Source organism: Salinimonas lutimaris (genome assembly GCF_005222225.1).
GTDB classification, from domain to species: Bacteria; Pseudomonadota; Gammaproteobacteria; order Enterobacterales; family Alteromonadaceae; genus Alteromonas; species Alteromonas lutimaris.
The window spans coordinates 1,270,366-1,286,282 of the sequence record NZ_CP036536.1 but is presented as its reverse complement, the minus strand read 5'-3'; the positions used below and the strand labels follow the sequence as shown (position 1 = coordinate 1,286,282).

The following is a 15,917-nucleotide window of genomic DNA, read 5'->3' as shown; positions in this document are numbered from 1 at the left end:
CTTAGTTATATAGGCTGTGTGTAAACAGCAACACATTGTTTTGCATTATTGGCGGCTTCGTAAGCAGTTGGTAACCCTATTTGCCCTGCAGAAGCGTCAGGCTGCTTCAATGCCCGAAGCACTCCTTCATAGTACCCCTGCGCAGAATGCTGGTAAACCAGCCCTTCAGGAAACGCCTGCTGTAACAGCGGTTTTAAGCCGCCGGTGGCATGAGCAATCATTGGTGTACCCAGCGCCAGGCTCTCCAGTGCCGTCATGGGCAGGCCTTCATGGTCAGAGGTCATCATTAAATAATCCATCTGCGCAATCCAGGACCGGACCGAGTCAGTGTGACCATGAAAAATAACCTGTTCACTGATGCCCGCTTCTGCCGCTTGTATTTTCAGATTATCCGCCAGCGAACCGTCGCCAAAGACATGAAAGACGAAACTGTGATTTAACGACGCATTCTGCTTTAGCAAGGCCGCAGCCTGCAAGAATAGATCCACTCTTTTCACTGGTTCCAGTCTGCCAACCAGACCTATATGTACGAATGCTTTATTCAAAGGTTCAACTTTATTACTAGCAGCATCTTCGCATACAATTTTAGTGCTAATGCCATTTGCAATCGTATGGATTTTGCCAGCCGGATAAATGCCTTTGAGTTTTTCAGTCAGCTCGCTGTCTACGCTGATGACACCGTGTTGTAGGTACTTACCACAGAACTGGTCCATGGCTATCTGCACTTTTTGTTTGGCGCTAGGAGCAAACTCCGGCGCACCGTGCACGGTACGAAAACTTTTTGCGTTAATAGTCAGGCGGTTGGCCAGCGCCCCCAGAATATTTTCTTTCTGGCGATGGGTATGTACTACCTCTGGGGAAACCCGGCGCAGTTCTGCTTTTAGTTTGCCCAGCAGTTGCCAAAAGCTGTATTGGGTTTCATCCAGTATGGTGACCTTTACCCCGGCTTTTTCCAGCTCACCGGCCAGTCGTCCGGGATTCATAATGACCGCATGCACCTCATGCTGCTGGCGTACCAGTTCAGCGCACAATGTCCACACCTGTACCTCTGCCCCGGCCCATTTGTCTCCCGAGGCAATATGCATAATGCGCATCAGCGTACCTCAACCTGGCCAAGAGCAGCGAGCTGGGGTTCCAGCGCTTGTTGCAGCTGCTTCGCGTTGTCACAGTCACGCCCGCAGTTAACCTGCAAAATCACCGCACTGGCAACCGGGGTACTGAACACCTGCTTCAGCTGTGCCAGTTTGGTTTGCATGTCGGTGGTGGTCAGGCTCTCCCCCACCCGGTACAGCCAGAACACCCGCTGGCCATTACGGGTTTGAGCGGTATTTACGATATAACCCGGGCCACTAAGTGTAGTGACCTTGCCCAGCCCTTTGGCCGGCCGGTTAGCATAATAAATCAGCTCTTTGGCCTGCTTCTGCGTACGGTAGCTGGCAGTAACCAGCGCCACCGGATAACCGGCAATACGGCCGGTACGAATACTGTGATGATCACTTCCCTGGTAAACCGCGCCGGCCTCATCCAGGCTGCGTGACGATTTTCGTAGCCCACTGAATGCGTCAGGCACATTCACCTGCATAGTGGCGGTGCCCGCCTGGCTGTTCAGATGACTCCACGTAAAAGGCAGCACCAGGAAGGCCGCCAGTGATAAAACAATGGCGCTGATCATTTTAGCGTTAAGCGGTAAGGCAACGCCCTGATTGGAAGCGGTAAATTCACTGTCCTGGGCTTCAAGACGTTTGGCGTAAAAGAAAAATCCCACCGCCAGCACCGCAAAAATTACCCAGCCAAAAAAGCCGTGGTCGTAAACCAGCTCGCTTTCCATTTTTGACTCATAGCCAATCATAATAAGAAGAAATACGCGAATCCAGTTGCCGACAATAGATAACAGCACAATCAGCGCCACGGCTTTGAATTGCAGGGATAACTTTTGCAGATTCAGATAAGCGTAATAGATGCCCAGACAGGTACCGGCCAGCAAGTAATTAAGCCCGGCGCAGCCGTGAGCGATGCGTAACACACCGTATGGCATGTGAATATCATAGCCATCGATAAATGCAGTCATGCCCACTGCATGAATCATGCGCGTGTTTACCCAGGTGGTTAAGTCCTGTAACGGGGTAACCAGAATGTCCATCACCGGCAGCGCCAGATACAGCGACAATACTGGCACCAGTGTTTTCAAGCTGCTTTTAAAGCCCACCATTGAGGCCAGTAAGCACCACAGCACCGCAGGCAGCACCAAGGTCTGAAACATCATGATCTGAACCGCATTGGAGGCCATCCACACCGCCCCGGCACCCAGTGCCAGCGGAATGGGCCAGAATGCTGGCCGGAAGGTTTGCCAGCGGCTGTCGGTTACCAGCACATAAACGGTGAATGCCAGTAGCACGTACCCATGTGAGTAGGTTTCGTTATTTTTGGTCCACAGCTGGTGAAGAGTCTGGTAGGTATCGGGAACGGCCAGGCCGGTCGCCGCAATACCAATAAGGATGACAGCCAGCACTTTCCAGCTGACTGACGATAAAAAACCTGATTTTTCCATGAATGACTAAATTCCTGTTACTACCGGCACTGTCATTAGCCTGCATTTTTCAAAAAACCGGGCGTTAGACTTAAGGTGATATTGAGCTTTATCTTACCGTTTACGTATTCTAGTGCAACCAGTGCCACTTGAGCACTAAAATTGTAATGGAAAATATTTGTTCAGCTGCACGGCTGACGCTTGTACATAATCAAAAATAGCCTGTAAAGTAATACCAACACCAAGGCTGTCAACAGACGAATGGATATGACGTTTTTATTCTGGATTCTACTACTACTTTCTGTATTTAGTTATTTTATTTACCCTTTTACCCTATTGTTGTTAAACAAGTTCAAGGGGTCTTCAGTTAAAACAACTGCTGCCGGCGACGTGCAGGAGTTCCCTCATGTGACTTTGATAGTTACCGCTTACAACGAAGAAAAGCGAATCAAAGAAAAAATTGAAAACTCACTGGAGCTTGAATACCCGGATGACAAGCTGAGTTTGGTGGTTGCTTCTGACAGCTCTACTGACGAAACCGATGCCATTGTGCAGTCTTATGCCGAGCAAAATGTACGCCTGGTTCGTGCAGAAGAGCGCCTGGGTAAGGAGAACGCGCAGCTGACCGCGATTAAAACCGTGGACGCAGGCATTATTGTGTTTTCTGATGTGGCAACCCGTATCGAGCCGGATGGTATTGTAAAACTGGTGCGTTATTTTGATGATCCGGATGTGGGAGCGATTTCCAGCGAAGACCGCTTTGTAAGCAAAGAAGGCAGCGTGGCCGGTGAAGGTGCGTACGTAAAATACGAAATGTGGCTGCGTAAACAGGAATCCCGTCTGGCCGGTCTGGTTGGGTTAAGCGGCTCCTTTTTTGCCGCCCGGGTTGAAGTATGTGAGCAGTGGGATATTCACTCGCCCAGCGACTTTAACACCGCGCTGAACTGTGCCCGGGCCGGGTATAAAGCGGTTACAGCACCGGATGTATTGGGCTTTTACACCGACCTGGCCGACCCGAGCAAAGAGTATGCGCGTAAAATCCGCACTGTGATCCGTGGAATGACCGCGCTTGAACGCCACCCTGAAGTGCTTAATCCGGGTAAATTCGGCCTGTTTGCCTATCAGGTGTTTGCCCACAAGCTGCTGCGCTGGACTGTGCCCTGGACGCTGGCCGCCCTGTTTGTCATCACTCCGTTTTGCATGGGTGAAGGCGACGGATTTTATACCTTTGCTTATGTTGCCCAGCTGGCTTTTTATGGTATTGCCCTGGCCGCTCACTGGTCTGAATCTCTGCGCAATAAATCGTGGGCCAAAATTATCTACTTCTTTACGCAGGTGAATATTGCCCTGCTCGATGCCGGTATTCAGTTCCTGTCGGGTAAACGTATGACTGTATGGCAGCCGTCTGCACGATGATCTGGAGCCAGTTACCTCCGGTGGGAACGCCGTTCCCGCCTTTATCCAGCGATTATTCGCTCAGCCCGCTTCAATTTGTGGGCTTTGACTATATTGCCGTGAACAGTGGTACCGCTGCCCTTGGCCAGATTCTTAGCTGGGTGGGCGAGCAACTTCCTGTTGATACGCACTTTAAGGTTGTGGTACCCGGTTATGGCTGCCCTGACCTGGTGGCCGCCTGCCATTTTGCTAATGCCACACCAGTATTAATCGATCTTGAACAAGACCGTTATCAGTTTAACCTGGCGCAGTTACGTGAAATCGCCGATGATATTCAGGCTGTTATCTGCCCGGCGCTGTTTGGCCTGAGCATGGATCTGGCGGCTATTCGTGAGATAACCGGTGAGCAGGTGCGCCTGATTGAAGATAACGCACAGTGGTTTCCTGAGGTGCGGTGCGATCGCAATATTGCCACGGTTTACAATTATACCTTGCCGCACAACACTCATCAGGCTGACTTTTTCATTACCTCTCTGGGGCGCGGAAAACCGGTGAATATGCTCGGTGGTGGTTTACTTGCCTGGAACCAGGCCCGGATTGACGGATTTTTGACCAACCTACCGCACCAGGAAGACAACGCCAGGATAACAGCGATCAAAGGCCGGCTGTTTAATACAATTTGTCATCCGGTAGCGTATGGCGCGCTCACCCGGATGCCCGGTATTAATCTGGGTGCCACAGAGTACCATGCACTGGAGCGGGTTGAGCTGATGGCGCCAGGTAAACAACAGGGAATTGCCTCGGCAGTACTGGCCTATTTGCGCCAGAACAACAAGGCCCAGACCAGCCTGCAGGAAGCGGTGCCGGTATTATGGGGTAAGCAGGCTCAGGATAAACGTTTACTGCGCCTGCCACTGATTGCACAAACACCGGCCAGCCGTGAAAACCTGTTACGAACGCTCAACGAAGCGGGCCTTGGCGCATCGCCCATGTACGGCAAAGCCTTAAAAGACATTGATGGGGTGACCGGCAAATGTGAAACGCCGTTTGCCATGCCGGTTAGCCAGAATCTGGCCGACTGCCTGTTAACCCTGCCTGTACATAAAGGTGTAAAGCCCCGGCATGTGCGCCGTATGATTCACATTCTGGATACCCACCGCCAGTGGCTTGGGGAACGTCCCCAGGCTGAGACTTCCCAACTATAGAAAGCCCATGGATATCGAAGCAGTAAAAAGTGAGCTTAAATCGCTGAAAGCGGAAAAAGGCCAGATCGCCCGTCAGTTTAAACAGGTTGAGTCCGGGTCGGCCGAGCATGCTACGTTAATAGAGCAAATGCAGCAGGTGAGTAGCCGGGTGAAAGACCTGGAAACCGAGCAAAAACGCCTGTTAAAAGCCCAGAACGAAGACGAAGAAGCCGCTAGCCCGGTGAGGGTTCTACCCGGCCAGTTCGCAGCACCTGAAGAAGCATTTCAGGGCGACTTTTCGGTTAGCCGGATAGCCGCCGATGCGATTCCGGATGCCTGGTGGCACTTTGTGGCTGAGCATAAACAGGCCAGTGTGTATCACAGCCGCGCAGTGTGGGACTTTTTGCGCGCCCAGCCGCACGCCAGTGCTGAGCTGCTTTTGGCAAAAAATGATAAGGACCAGATTGTTGGCGGCTTGCCGCTGATATTTATGGTCACCCCGCTGATGGGCACCTTTGCGGTTTCTTTACCGTTTTTCAATTATGGCGGCCCGTTAACCCGGTTTACCAACGTGTTTGATGCACTACTTGAGGTATGTGATACCGAAAGCAAAAAAGAGGACATCAAATATATTGAGGTACGTACGCTGGCCAAAGGCAAATTTGAGGCATCGACCAAAAAGGTGTCGATGCTACGGGCCATGCCAGATACCTACGAACAGTTTGATAGAGAAATTGGCACTAAGATTCGGGCCCAGGTAAAAAAAGGCGATACCTATCAGCCTCGCCTGCGTATTGGCGGCATTGAATTATTAGACGACTATTATGATGTGTTTGCCCAGAATATGCGTGATCTGGGCACCCCGGTAGACAGCAAGGCGTTTTTTGAAGCTTTGTTAAAAGCGATGCCTGAGCAGTGTCACATTGCAGTGGCCTACATCAACGATAAACCGGTGGCGACAGGATTTTTGTTAGAGCACGGCAAGATGATGGAAATTCCCTGGGCTTCCACCTTGCGTGAAGCCAATAGCATGAACATGAATATGTGGTTGTACGACCGCATACTCAAATTTTCTATTGACCGTAAAATGCATTGGTTTGACTTTGGCCGTTCTACGCAGGACGCCGGTACTTACCGGTTCAAAAAGCAGTGGGGGGCTGAGCCGCAGCAGTATTACTGGTACAACTTCAGCAAAGAAGCGGGCGGTGACTCACTTAACCCTGATAATCCTAAATTTAAAATGGCCATTGCTGTGTGGCAGCGTTTGCCGGTATGGCTGACTAAAATTATCGGCCCGTATGTGGCCCGGCAGCTGCCCTGATGCTAATTAAAGTTGAACAGGGTCTGCCTGCCCTGAACAGCCTGCGTGGTGCATGGCTGACATTACAAAAAGAAACAAAGGCCTCTCCTTTTATCAGTTATGACTGGTGTGCTTATCAGGCGTCACTGAATAGCCAGCCGCCGGTTATGGTAAGCGCCTGGATGGCGGATAAGTGCGTGGGCATATTGCCGTTGGTAGTAAAGCCATTGTCGAAGCGCTTTTCGTTGCCTGTGCTGAGTCATTTATGCCAGCGGTTTACTGACTATCAGATGTTGTTATGTGATTCAGCCTATCCGGTGGCCGACATTCTGGGCGCGATGCACGGTTATATTCAGCGTAGTCAGTATCAGGCGTATCCGTTGCTACTTCAGTACCCGGATATGGCGTTACGCGATGCGCTGCTGAATTTATCCGGCAGTGCAGCCTGCCAGAGCTGGCAGCAAACCTTCTTCCGCCTCCAGGGGGCGCCGGTAAAAGCCAAAGTGGCCCGGGAAGCCCGCCGCCGTAAACGTAAGCTGGAACAGACTGGCTCCATTGAGATACATACGCAATATGGTTTTGATGAAGCCTTGATAAACTGGGTACTGGATCAGAGCGCCGCCCGCCATGGAGCCAACAGCCTGACAGATGCCCAGCACCGCGAGGCAACCCTGTCACTGCTGGCCGGGTTTAAAGACCAGTTGCACCTTGCCTGTATTAAAAAAGACGGGGCGTTTCTGGCTGCACACTTAGGGTTTGTTCACGACGACTATCTGTATTATTACGTGCCGGTCACCAGCGACGATGAAAGAAACCTGTCTCCGGGCATTATTCTGTTACACGAAATTATTTCTGACATGCCTAATCTGGCATTAGAAGCCATCGACTTCTTACGCGGCGAAGAAAGCTATAAAGCCGACTGGGGCAATGTGTTTAAAGACACATCCGGTGTATTTATTCATGGTCAATATGGAATGAATATCAAGAAACGGCTGTTGAGCAAGATGTGGTTGTCGCGTAACAGCTAATCTTTTCCTTTAATCGCCTGTTAGTCGTCATCCCGAACCACGCAGCGGTATCCGGGATCTCTCTGGGTACGTGACTACTCTGGTTCAAAGATGTATTGGGTCAGCCAGCCTGTTCGCGAGATCCCCGATTACTCGGGGATGACGGTAATGAGGAGCTCCCCGATTCTTCAGGGATGACGGTGAATGGGTGATTCCCCGATTCATCCGCGATGGCAAAACGTGGTGAATGACCACAACTACGCGTCGTCCCGGAATCGCGGAGCGATATCCGGGATCTCCCTGGGTACGTGACTACTCTGGTTCAAAGATGTTTTCCACTTCCGTCGTTCCGGAATCGCGGAGCGATATCCGGGATCTCCCTGGGTACGTGACTACTCTGGTTCAAGAATGTTTACCACTACCGTCGTCCCGGAACCGCGGAGCGATATCCGGGATCTCCTTGGGTACGTGACTACTCTGGTTCAAAGATGTATTGGGTCAGCCAGCCTGTTCGCGAGATCCCCGATTACTCGGGGATGACGGAATGTGGTGAATGACCCTTATTACCCGTCGTCCCGGAAACGTGCAGCGGTATCAAGGATCTCCTTGGGTACATGACTACCTCGGTTCAAGGCTGTGTTAAATCAGCCAGACTGTTCGCGAGATCCCCGATTTCTCGGGGATGACGGTAATGAGGAGCTCCCCGATTCTTCAGGGATGACGGTGAATGGGTGATCCCCCGATTCATCCGCGATGGCAAAATGTGGTGAATGACAGTAAATAAGATAATCAATAGACTGGATCGATCAGGTGGCTAATATCGTTTCTGCCGGGGTTAACATTATCAATTAGCTCCTCTTTCCATTTTCTCGGCCATTTTTTGAGGCGTTTTTCCCTTACAATAGCCTGTTCCATGCTATCTATGTATTCAAAGTACACCAGTTTATAAAGGTTGTACCGCTTCGCAAAACCAGTCATTTTTGCATTTTGATGGGTTTCTATCCGCATACTGATATCGCTTGTGACGCCAACATACAACACAGTATTGCGGGCATTGGATAAGATGTAGACAGCTGGCTGTTTCACGTCTCTACCCTATAAGATTCAAAAGGTATAGATTCCTAAAGTTTTAGCATGTTGTGAAGACGTGTTTCAGGACAGGTTTGAGAGGTGGGCGGAAATCCCTTGTTGTTATGGGGATGGCGAAATGTTGTGAATGACCACAACTACGCGTCGTCCCGGAACCGCGGAGCGATATCCGGGATCTCTTTGGGTACGTGGCTACTCTGGTTCAAGGATGTATATCCTTTCTGCCGTCCCGGAACCGCGGAGCGGTACCCGGGATCTCCTTGGGTACGTGACTACTCTGGTTCAAGGATGTATTGGGTCAGCCAGTCTGTTCGCGAGATCCCCAATTACTCGGGGATGACGGTAAAGAGGAGATCACCGATTCCTAAAGGATGACGGTGAATTGATGATTCCCGGATTGATCGGGGATGGCGAAATGTTGTGAATGACCACAATTACGCGTCGTCCCGGAATCGCGGAGCGATATCCGGGATCTCCTTGGATACGTGACTGCTCTGATTCAACGATGTATTGGGTCAGCCAGACTGTTCGCGAGATCCCCGATTACTCGGGGATGACGGTGAATTGGTGATTCCCGGATTGATCGGGGATAGCGAAATGTTGTGAATGACCACAATTACGCGTCGTCCCGGAATCGCGGAGCGATATCCGGGATCTCCCTGGGTACGTGACTACTCTGGTTCAAAGATGTTTACCCCTTCCGTCGTCCCGGAACCGCATAGCGGTATCCGGGATCTCCCTGGGTACGTGACTATCTCGGTTCAAGGCTGTGTTAAATCAGCCAGCCTGTTCGCGAGATCCCCGATTACTCGGGGATGACGGTAAAGAGGAGATCACCGATTCCTCAAGGATGACGGTAAAGAGGAGATCACCGATTCCTCAAGGATGACGGTGAATGGGTGATCCCCCGGTTCATCGGGGATGACGATAAATATGAGATCCCCGATTGCTCGGGGATAACAGAATATGGTGGATGACCGCTTGTAGCGGTATTACACTGCGGTGGTCAGAAACTGGCCGTTGGCGACTTGTTGCCAGTCGCCCAGTACAGGGTGCTCTTTGCTCAGGTATGCTTTGTCCATACTGGTCCATTCGTACTTTGCACACAGTTTGGTTAGCTTCTGCAGCGCTGTTTTCTGGTTCACGTGGTGACGGAACCGGGATTTGAAATTACTTTCTATTTTTGGCTGCTCAGGGTCAAACTCCCACGGATGGGTGTAAAAGTTTGCAATACGATCGGTCTGACCTTTATTGAACAGATAGTTAAATAGCCAGAAAGGTAGCAAACGGAAATAGCCACCGCCGCCGGCCGGATAAATTTTATTGCCGAACTTAGCCGTTGTGACAGGTATCTCCAGCAGGCCATTAGATAAACGATAAGCATCTTTGGGCGCGTTAGGCACACCATAAAGATCATGGTTAATCGGGTAACTACTTGAACTGTACTGATAACCCGCTTTGGCAATTAAGTCGTGAGCCCAGTCGTTATCAGCACTGATCGAAAAACAGGGAGCGCGATAGCCTTTTACTTCTACACCAGTGATATCTTCAATCAACGCTTTGGCTTTGGTGATATCTTCAAAAAATACATCTGCGTTTTGCTTAGACAAATGCTGATGCATAAAGCCGTGACTGGCAATCTCGTGACCTTCGGCAATGATTCGCTTTAGAATGTCCGGGTGATTTTGCGCAATCCAGCCCAGCGTAAAAAAGGTTGCCTTGACGTTATTGTCTGCAAAAGTTTGCAGTAACTTGTCCATTTGCAGTCCAAGCCGCGATTCGTAACCAGTCCATTCGCTGATTGGAATATCTTTGGCGAAAGCCTCGACCTGGAAATACTCTTCCACATCGACTGTCATCGCATTAACGTTCGACATAAATAACTATACAACCTTTATTAGCCGCCTTTTCAAGGCAAAATTTTTAATACCGTTTATAGTAAATTTCAGGAATAAAAGATCGTTTTTACACGCTCTACCGTTATACCCGGGTACTAAAACGAATTATGGGCTTATTCTATCGGATATGATAGCTTAATACCTATATACTTTTGGTGCCGAAGAGCCCGAATTTCTGTTGCTTGTCTAAAAACACTACGCTTATGCAACAGGCATGGACGCATCTCAACAGGATGTCAAGTTAGCAAATGTTAGCCCAAATCGCTAAGCAATTAGACTAATAGGTCCAATACAGATAATCGATTAACGTTTTGCTCTGCTTTGTCACGGTTTGTGCAAGGAAAAAGTTCTTGTTTGCATAAAGGCATGATGAAGTTGCCTGAGAAGTTGGAAACTGTAACTTGATTCATTCGTTATTTTTAAGCCCGGGACTAAACTGGCTGTTGAACAAAGCGCTAAGCCAGCACGTGTGCATTTTTACATTGCACCGACCCAGCGGACAGCATGGTTTAAACGGAACTGATCTGACCATGTTGGAAGATTTTCTGCGCCTGCTGATAAAGCACAACTGTACATTCATCAGTGTGGACGAATTGCTCGATCCGCAAACCCGCCTTAATCCTGCTAAAAACTATATTTGCTTTACTGTTGATGATGGCTATGAAGACCAGACCGATGCGCTGTTGCCGGTTCTGTTGAAATACGAAGCCCACCCTACTCTGTTTGTGATTACAGACCTCATTGAGGGTCAGTTGCCCTGGGATGCCCGTATTGCAACCGCCGTGCAGTCAAGCCAGTGTAAACAACTGGATGTGGCCGCGTTAGGTATGCCCGGTGAGCGTGTACTGTCGCTAAAAGATAAGCGGCAGTTTCGTCGGCAGTTGTCATTGCATGCCAAGCGGCTGGAAAAGTCGGCCCGCAGCAAGTTTGTAGCTGATATTGAAGCAGCATTATGCCCGGCTCAGCAGATGGATGTAAGTCGCTACACGCCGGCAAACTGGGCCCGGCTGGCAGAACTGGAATCTCAGGGCTTGGTAATTGGCTCACATACTTGTGCGCACAATCCGCTGTCTACATTAACAACATCAGATATTCACCTGGAACTGAACAACAGCATGGCGTTGTTAAACCAGCACCTGAGTGCTCCATCAAAAGTGTTTTGTTATCCGGTAGGTATGCAGGAAGATTATGATGAGCGGGCTATGGCGGTAGTCCGTGAGCATGGATTTATTGGTGCACTGACCTCTGAACCAGGCTATTACGTGGCCAGTAAGGCCAGAAGCAACGCGTTTGCTGTTCCCAGGCTAAGTTTACCGGCAACGCTGAATAAAGCCACCCGGTATGCATCCTGGCTGGAAAAACTAAGAGCGACAAATTAAAAAAAGCCGGTTAATCGAAATTAACCGGCTTTTTTGTCAGTTTCAGTTCAACTAGTAACGGTATGTCACACCCAGTGTCAATCGCTGTTCGTTGTAGTCATTACCTAAACTACTAAACTGAGCTTCCCCACTACGATCAATGTAAGAAAATTCAGCATTTGCAGTAAAGTAACGTGACAACTGATGATTCAGCCCCAGTGAAAATCGAGTGTTTTCACTATCAGTCTCAATACCATCCTCGTCAACACGATTAATGTCAGCAAAGCTGATAGAGCCGACCAAATTGGTATACGCCCCTAGCTGGTAATTCGCATTGGTTCCAATTGTCTGAGTTTCACGCTCAAACCCTTGCCCAAGATATTCATCCTTGGCCTGCTGAACATACACTCCTACAGTTAACCTGCGAGACTGATAACTGATCTGCAATTTGCCGTTCTTGCGCAATACTACATCATCTTCCAGCGCGTTGTTTGTGTCGAGTATCTGAACCAGCTGCTCACCGTTTACCAAATCATAGTTAAGCGTATTTGGCTGGAAGCAGTCTAAAGAGAAACTACTACCCGGGCAGACAAAAATGCCAAGTGTTTCAGGGTTAGACAACAACTGTGAAAAATCGCTGACATCTTCAGAATACGTCAGTGATGTACGTATTCTTCGAGTGGCATGTTGAAAATTCACATTCGCCGCATCGCCGTAGAAACGTTTACCAAAATCCGCATACAGACTAGTACGGTTAGTAAATGCCCAGTTGATATTTACACCTGGATACACATCTCCGTCGTTTTCAGGGTTAGAAGAATTCGCTTTATTTGCAGTCAAAGAAACCGAACGGTTTTTTGCCTGTCGATAAGTCACACCCAGGCCAACACTATCAAATTTACGTTCAGTGGAAATATCTCCACTGTTGGCAGTAAACTCATGTGACTCAGTTTGTGCCGCCAGCCTTACTGCCCAGTTCTGTACAATATGCTGGTCAAAAAAGCCATCCGCTTTCTGGCTGGTAAACGAGCCCAGGTTAGCCTGCCCTCGGTCTGTATCACTGGCCTCTGCATTTACATTCCAGAAGTAATTTCTGGCCGCATCACCATTGTTTAACGATGTATTAAATTTAATAGTTTCATTGTCTAGACGATTTGAAGATACAAACTGCGTCTGCTCTGTTTTGACCTTGGTGTAGGTTAATTGCGCTTTACCCGACACATAAGGATTGCGTGTAAAGTCTGAACTTACACCGAGGCGATTTGTTTCAGTACGAGCCAAATCGCTCGGATTTGTTAGAAAATCAGAAACCAAAAAGTTGTCGGTGTTGGCATTCAGATAAGAAGAACTACCGCTGGCACTAACCGTCAGTAGTCTGTCAATAACATCCCAATCGGCGTTGTAGAAATACTCGAGATAATCTTCATCTGTGGAACTCAGTTCGCTGTCACGCTCTAAATGAGTACCTGTACCAGTAAACGATGCATTGACCTTCCCACTTTCATACATTGCTTTCAGTGAAGGTTCAATTCGTAACGTGTTAAGGTCACGGTCTCCCTGAGTTTCAGAATCAATTTGCTGAAAGATTAATTCCGAAGAAACGCTCGGCTGAAGCGTAAGATCGCCAGCCTGAGCGTGTAACCCACCAAATACGGATAAGGTAAAAACAGCAAGTTTTGAAACTGCAAAATTACGCTTCATCAACCTTTTCTTGCTCGTCTGCATAATAATATCCATAGTAGCCCGGGTCGTTGGCGTCTTTGTTAACCACCTTGTTTACCACAAAGCCAATGGCCATGTTGGGGTTAAGGCGCTCGACACACAGCTTTATGTCTGACAGCTTAGCGCGTCCTTCTTCGGTCACAACCACAGCCTGGCCTGCAAAATTGGCCAGTACAGCACTTTCTGTGATACCGATGAGAGGGGGTGTGTCGATAATAACGATACGATCCGAGTAGCGATTGGCAAATTCATCTATCGTGTCATGCATTTTCTGGCTGGCCAGAAGCTCTGTTGACAAATGGTGCGTGCTACCTGCCGGGATAATTTTCAGTTTATCCACGTTGGTTGGATACAGCACATCACCGATGTCATCAACTTCACCCGTCAGATAATCAATCAGGCCTTTGCGACGCTCAAGGCCTAACGTATTCAATACGTTAGGTTTGAGTACGTCGGCATCTACCAGCAATACTGTTTTGTCCTGCTCAGACGCGATGCTGAGAGCCAGATTGGTCGCGGTGAAGGTTTTACCTTCAGACGGGCGGCCACTGGACACCATGATGATATTGCTGTTTTTTAACGTAGATGCCAGAGGCCCGAAAGCATTTGCCAATAACTTACGTTTAATTTCACGATATTCTTCGTTAATGCTTTTGCGAATACCCGTTAATGAAACATGTCCGTTATTCTCAAGCCGTTGAATATCGATGTTAAATGGCTCTAATGGTGATTTATTACTCACCGTGCGGCGACGACGACGGGTTTTCTCCGTTTTATCACCACTTTCACCATTGGCTTCTTCTGCAGCAAGCGCTTCGCGCCGACGCTGCAGGGCTTTTTCTATCGTACTACTCATGACAACATACCTGAGAGATTTATGTTCATTAACTCAGCAGTCATTAATGCACCGTAAAGAATGACCACACCAAGAGAGCTCGCCGCAAATACAACAATTTTACGGTTATTCTTTTTGGTAATAGAGTCTATTTCCAGATGCGTAACTGTTCCCCAGATAGGGTAATCAGTCAACTCATGTAACTGCCTTGCTCTTACCAATACGGGTGAGAGCTGATTCATTACAAACGCAATACCTATACCAATACCAAAGCCAGCTAACAACACAGCGGTATAAAGCACCAGTCTTTGTGGACCGGACGGCGCTCTTGGCACCATTGGCGGTTCGATGATGCGGAACTGGAACTCTTCAGCAGATACATCTGCTCGACGAGTCAGATCGGCAGATTCCCTGCGCGATAGTAACTCTTCGTACCGTTTTTTGGTGATACCATAGTCACGGTTCAGTGAGGCCTGTTCTGCTTCAATTTGCGGTACTAAATCAATCTTGGAGTCCAAATCTGCAATTTTTTTCTTCAGATCTTCCTCTTTAACTCTTAGTGAAGCAATATTGCTTTGTAACCGGCTCATATCCAGTGATAGCTGGCTATTATATTCACCCTGAGGATTGCCCTCGCCATCTACCTGTTCACTCAGGAAGTTTTCGATTTCTTCCTTACGTGAGGCTTCCAGGTTTTCCAGCAACGCTTTGGTTTCAATAACATCCGGGTGCTGATCGGTGTAGCGCAGCATCAGGTTATCCAGCTTATCTTCCAGCGCTTTGATACGCTCGTCGTAACGTGTTTTAAGGGTTGAGTCCCCCTCGTTACGAACATCAAAGCTGTCAGACAGTTTTGATGTAGAAAGCTGCGCTTTGATAGCGTCGATTTGTTCCTGAGTCTGACGAATCTGAAGCTGCGTCTGCTCAAGCTCATTTCGCTGCCCTTGTAACGCACCGTAGTAAGTACCAGATAAGGGAAGAATATCACTGTAACGGCGTTTAAACGCAGCTAACCGCTGCTCTGCGTCGGCCAGACGAACTTCGTAATCAGCAATTTGCTCATCCAGGAATCGGCCTGCGGTGTCTGTATCCCGGCGGTTATTTCCTAACGACCCTTCAACAAATAACTCCAGAGTTTCCTGTACAACTCTTTGCGCCATTGCCGGCGCTTCGTTGTCATAAGAAATTGTGTAAATATTATCACGGCCGGTAAAGCTGAGCTGTATATCATTGGCCAGTCGACTGATCAATGCATTAAAATCCGCGTCACTGGCTGTAGTGATATCAAGGTCACTTTCACGCGCAATCGTCTCAAGATTTGACCGGCTAAGTAAAGTTTTAGCCATCATTCGTATCTCTTCATTGGGATCCGATTGAATTGTCATACCTGAAAGTACTGGTTGCAGTGGTGAGCCTGTATCTACAAACACTTTCGCTGAAGACTCATACTGGTTAGGAAGGGTTGCTACATAGAAAAACCCAATCGGGCAGATGACCCATGAGCAAATTATGATGATGCGCTTTTTTATCCATATTCCTTTGATCAGATCAAAGAACTGCGCAATCGCTGGCTGTAAATCCTGCATCTAAATCGTTCCGTTA

12 protein-coding genes are annotated in these 15,917 nt (G+C 48.7%); 5 read left to right on the top strand and 7 right to left on the bottom strand.

What is annotated here, in order from left to right; all coding sequences use genetic code 11:
- Positions 1-5 precede the first annotated feature (5 nt).
- On the bottom strand, positions 6-1,094 hold the full coding sequence (locus EZV72_RS05395; protein ID WP_137166280.1) for a glycosyltransferase: 1,089 nt from the start codon (positions 1,092-1,094) through the stop codon (positions 6-8).
- Positions 1,094-2,548: an exosortase gene (gene xrt / locus EZV72_RS05390; protein ID WP_137166279.1), complete on the bottom strand. Its 1,455-nt coding sequence runs from the start codon at positions 2,546-2,548 to the stop codon at positions 1,094-1,096. Before xrt ends, EZV72_RS05395 begins: the two co-directional genes overlap by 1 nt.
- A 387-nt stretch (positions 2,549-2,935) precedes the next feature.
- Here xrt and EZV72_RS05385 point away from each other — a divergent pair, with 387 nt between their 5' ends.
- The 4 genes from EZV72_RS05385 to EZV72_RS05370 are packed head-to-tail and all read left to right on the top strand — an operon-like array spanning position 2,936 to position 7,434.
- The gene (locus tag EZV72_RS05385) at positions 2,936-3,943 is read left to right on the top strand and encodes a glycosyltransferase family 2 protein (RefSeq protein ID WP_232364515.1); all 1,008 of its coding nucleotides are present in this window, start codon (positions 2,936-2,938) and stop codon (positions 3,941-3,943) included.
- Complete coding sequence (locus EZV72_RS05380) at positions 3,922-5,127, top strand: DegT/DnrJ/EryC1/StrS family aminotransferase (RefSeq protein ID WP_137166277.1); 1,206 nt, start codon at positions 3,922-3,924, stop codon at positions 5,125-5,127. Before EZV72_RS05385 ends, EZV72_RS05380 begins: the two co-directional genes overlap by 22 nt.
- A 7-nt stretch (positions 5,128-5,134) precedes the next feature.
- Positions 5,135-6,427, top strand: a complete 1,293-nt coding sequence (locus EZV72_RS05375) for a FemAB family XrtA/PEP-CTERM system-associated protein (protein ID WP_137166276.1) — start codon at positions 5,135-5,137, stop codon at positions 6,425-6,427.
- Positions 6,427-7,434, top strand: a complete 1,008-nt coding sequence (locus EZV72_RS05370; protein ID WP_137166275.1) for a GNAT family N-acetyltransferase — start codon at positions 6,427-6,429, stop codon at positions 7,432-7,434. The genes EZV72_RS05375 and EZV72_RS05370 overlap by 1 nt, the downstream gene beginning before the upstream one ends.
- Positions 7,435-8,202: 768 nt before the next feature.
- Here the strand turns inward: EZV72_RS05370 and EZV72_RS05365 are convergent.
- Positions 8,203-8,499 carry a GIY-YIG nuclease family protein gene (locus tag EZV72_RS05365; protein ID WP_137166274.1) on the bottom strand — a complete coding sequence of 99 codons (297 nt, stop codon included), beginning with the start codon at positions 8,497-8,499 and terminating at the stop codon, positions 8,203-8,205.
- Between the two features lie 995 nt (positions 8,500-9,494).
- Positions 9,495-10,379 carry an XrtA system polysaccharide deacetylase gene (locus EZV72_RS05360; RefSeq protein WP_137166273.1) on the bottom strand — a complete coding sequence of 295 codons (885 nt, stop codon included), beginning with the start codon at positions 10,377-10,379 and terminating at the stop codon, positions 9,495-9,497.
- 551 nt (positions 10,380-10,930) lie between these two features.
- Between EZV72_RS05360 and EZV72_RS05355 the strand changes: the two genes are divergently transcribed.
- The gene (locus tag EZV72_RS05355) at positions 10,931-11,779 is read left to right on the top strand and encodes a polysaccharide deacetylase family protein (protein ID WP_137166272.1); all 849 of its coding nucleotides are present in this window, start codon (positions 10,931-10,933) and stop codon (positions 11,777-11,779) included.
- Positions 11,780-11,830: 51 nt separating this feature from the next.
- Here EZV72_RS05355 and EZV72_RS05350 read toward each other — a convergent pair whose 3' ends face one another.
- Genes EZV72_RS05350 through EZV72_RS05340 form a run of 3 tightly spaced genes read right to left on the bottom strand, consistent with a single transcriptional unit; the run spans position 11,831 to position 15,901 of the window.
- A complete protein-coding gene (locus tag EZV72_RS05350) occupies positions 11,831-13,495 on the bottom strand; it encodes a porin family protein (protein ID WP_137166271.1) in 1,665 nt (554 codons plus the stop codon).
- Positions 13,449-14,336: an XrtA-associated tyrosine autokinase gene (locus EZV72_RS05345; RefSeq protein WP_137166270.1), complete on the bottom strand. Its 888-nt coding sequence runs from the start codon at positions 14,334-14,336 to the stop codon at positions 13,449-13,451. Before EZV72_RS05345 ends, EZV72_RS05350 begins: the two co-directional genes overlap by 47 nt.
- Positions 14,333-15,901 carry an XrtA system polysaccharide chain length determinant gene (locus EZV72_RS05340; protein ID WP_137166269.1) on the bottom strand — a complete coding sequence of 523 codons (1,569 nt, stop codon included), beginning with the start codon at positions 15,899-15,901 and terminating at the stop codon, positions 14,333-14,335. Before EZV72_RS05340 ends, EZV72_RS05345 begins: the two co-directional genes overlap by 4 nt.
- Between the last annotated feature and the right edge of the window lie 16 nt (positions 15,902-15,917).

Excerpts from the sequence above, each read along its gene's own strand:
- xrt (WP_137166279.1), bottom strand. The coding sequence starts at position 2,548 with ATGGAAAAATCAGGTTTTTTATCGTCAGTCAGCTGGAAAGTGCTGGCT.
- EZV72_RS05370 (WP_137166275.1), top strand. The coding sequence starts at position 6,427 with ATGCTAATTAAAGTTGAACAGGGTCTGCCTGCCCTGAACAGCCTGCGT.
- EZV72_RS05340 (WP_137166269.1), bottom strand. The coding sequence starts at position 15,901 with ATGCAGGATTTACAGCCAGCGATTGCGCAGTTCTTTGATCTGATCAAA.
- EZV72_RS05350 (WP_137166271.1), bottom strand. The coding sequence starts at position 13,495 with ATGGATATTATTATGCAGACGAGCAAGAAAAGGTTGATGAAGCGTAAT.
- EZV72_RS05395 (WP_137166280.1), bottom strand. The coding sequence starts at position 1,094 with ATGCGCATTATGCATATTGCCTCGGGAGACAAATGGGCCGGGGCAGAG.
- EZV72_RS05360 (WP_137166273.1), bottom strand. The coding sequence starts at position 10,379 with ATGTCGAACGTTAATGCGATGACAGTCGATGTGGAAGAGTATTTCCAG.
- EZV72_RS05375 (WP_137166276.1), top strand. The coding sequence starts at position 5,135 with ATGGATATCGAAGCAGTAAAAAGTGAGCTTAAATCGCTGAAAGCGGAA.
- EZV72_RS05380 (WP_137166277.1), top strand. The coding sequence starts at position 3,922 with ATGGCAGCCGTCTGCACGATGATCTGGAGCCAGTTACCTCCGGTGGGA.
- EZV72_RS05345 (WP_137166270.1), bottom strand. The coding sequence starts at position 14,336 with ATGAGTAGTACGATAGAAAAAGCCCTGCAGCGTCGGCGCGAAGCGCTT.
- EZV72_RS05355 (WP_137166272.1), top strand. The coding sequence starts at position 10,931 with ATGTTGGAAGATTTTCTGCGCCTGCTGATAAAGCACAACTGTACATTC.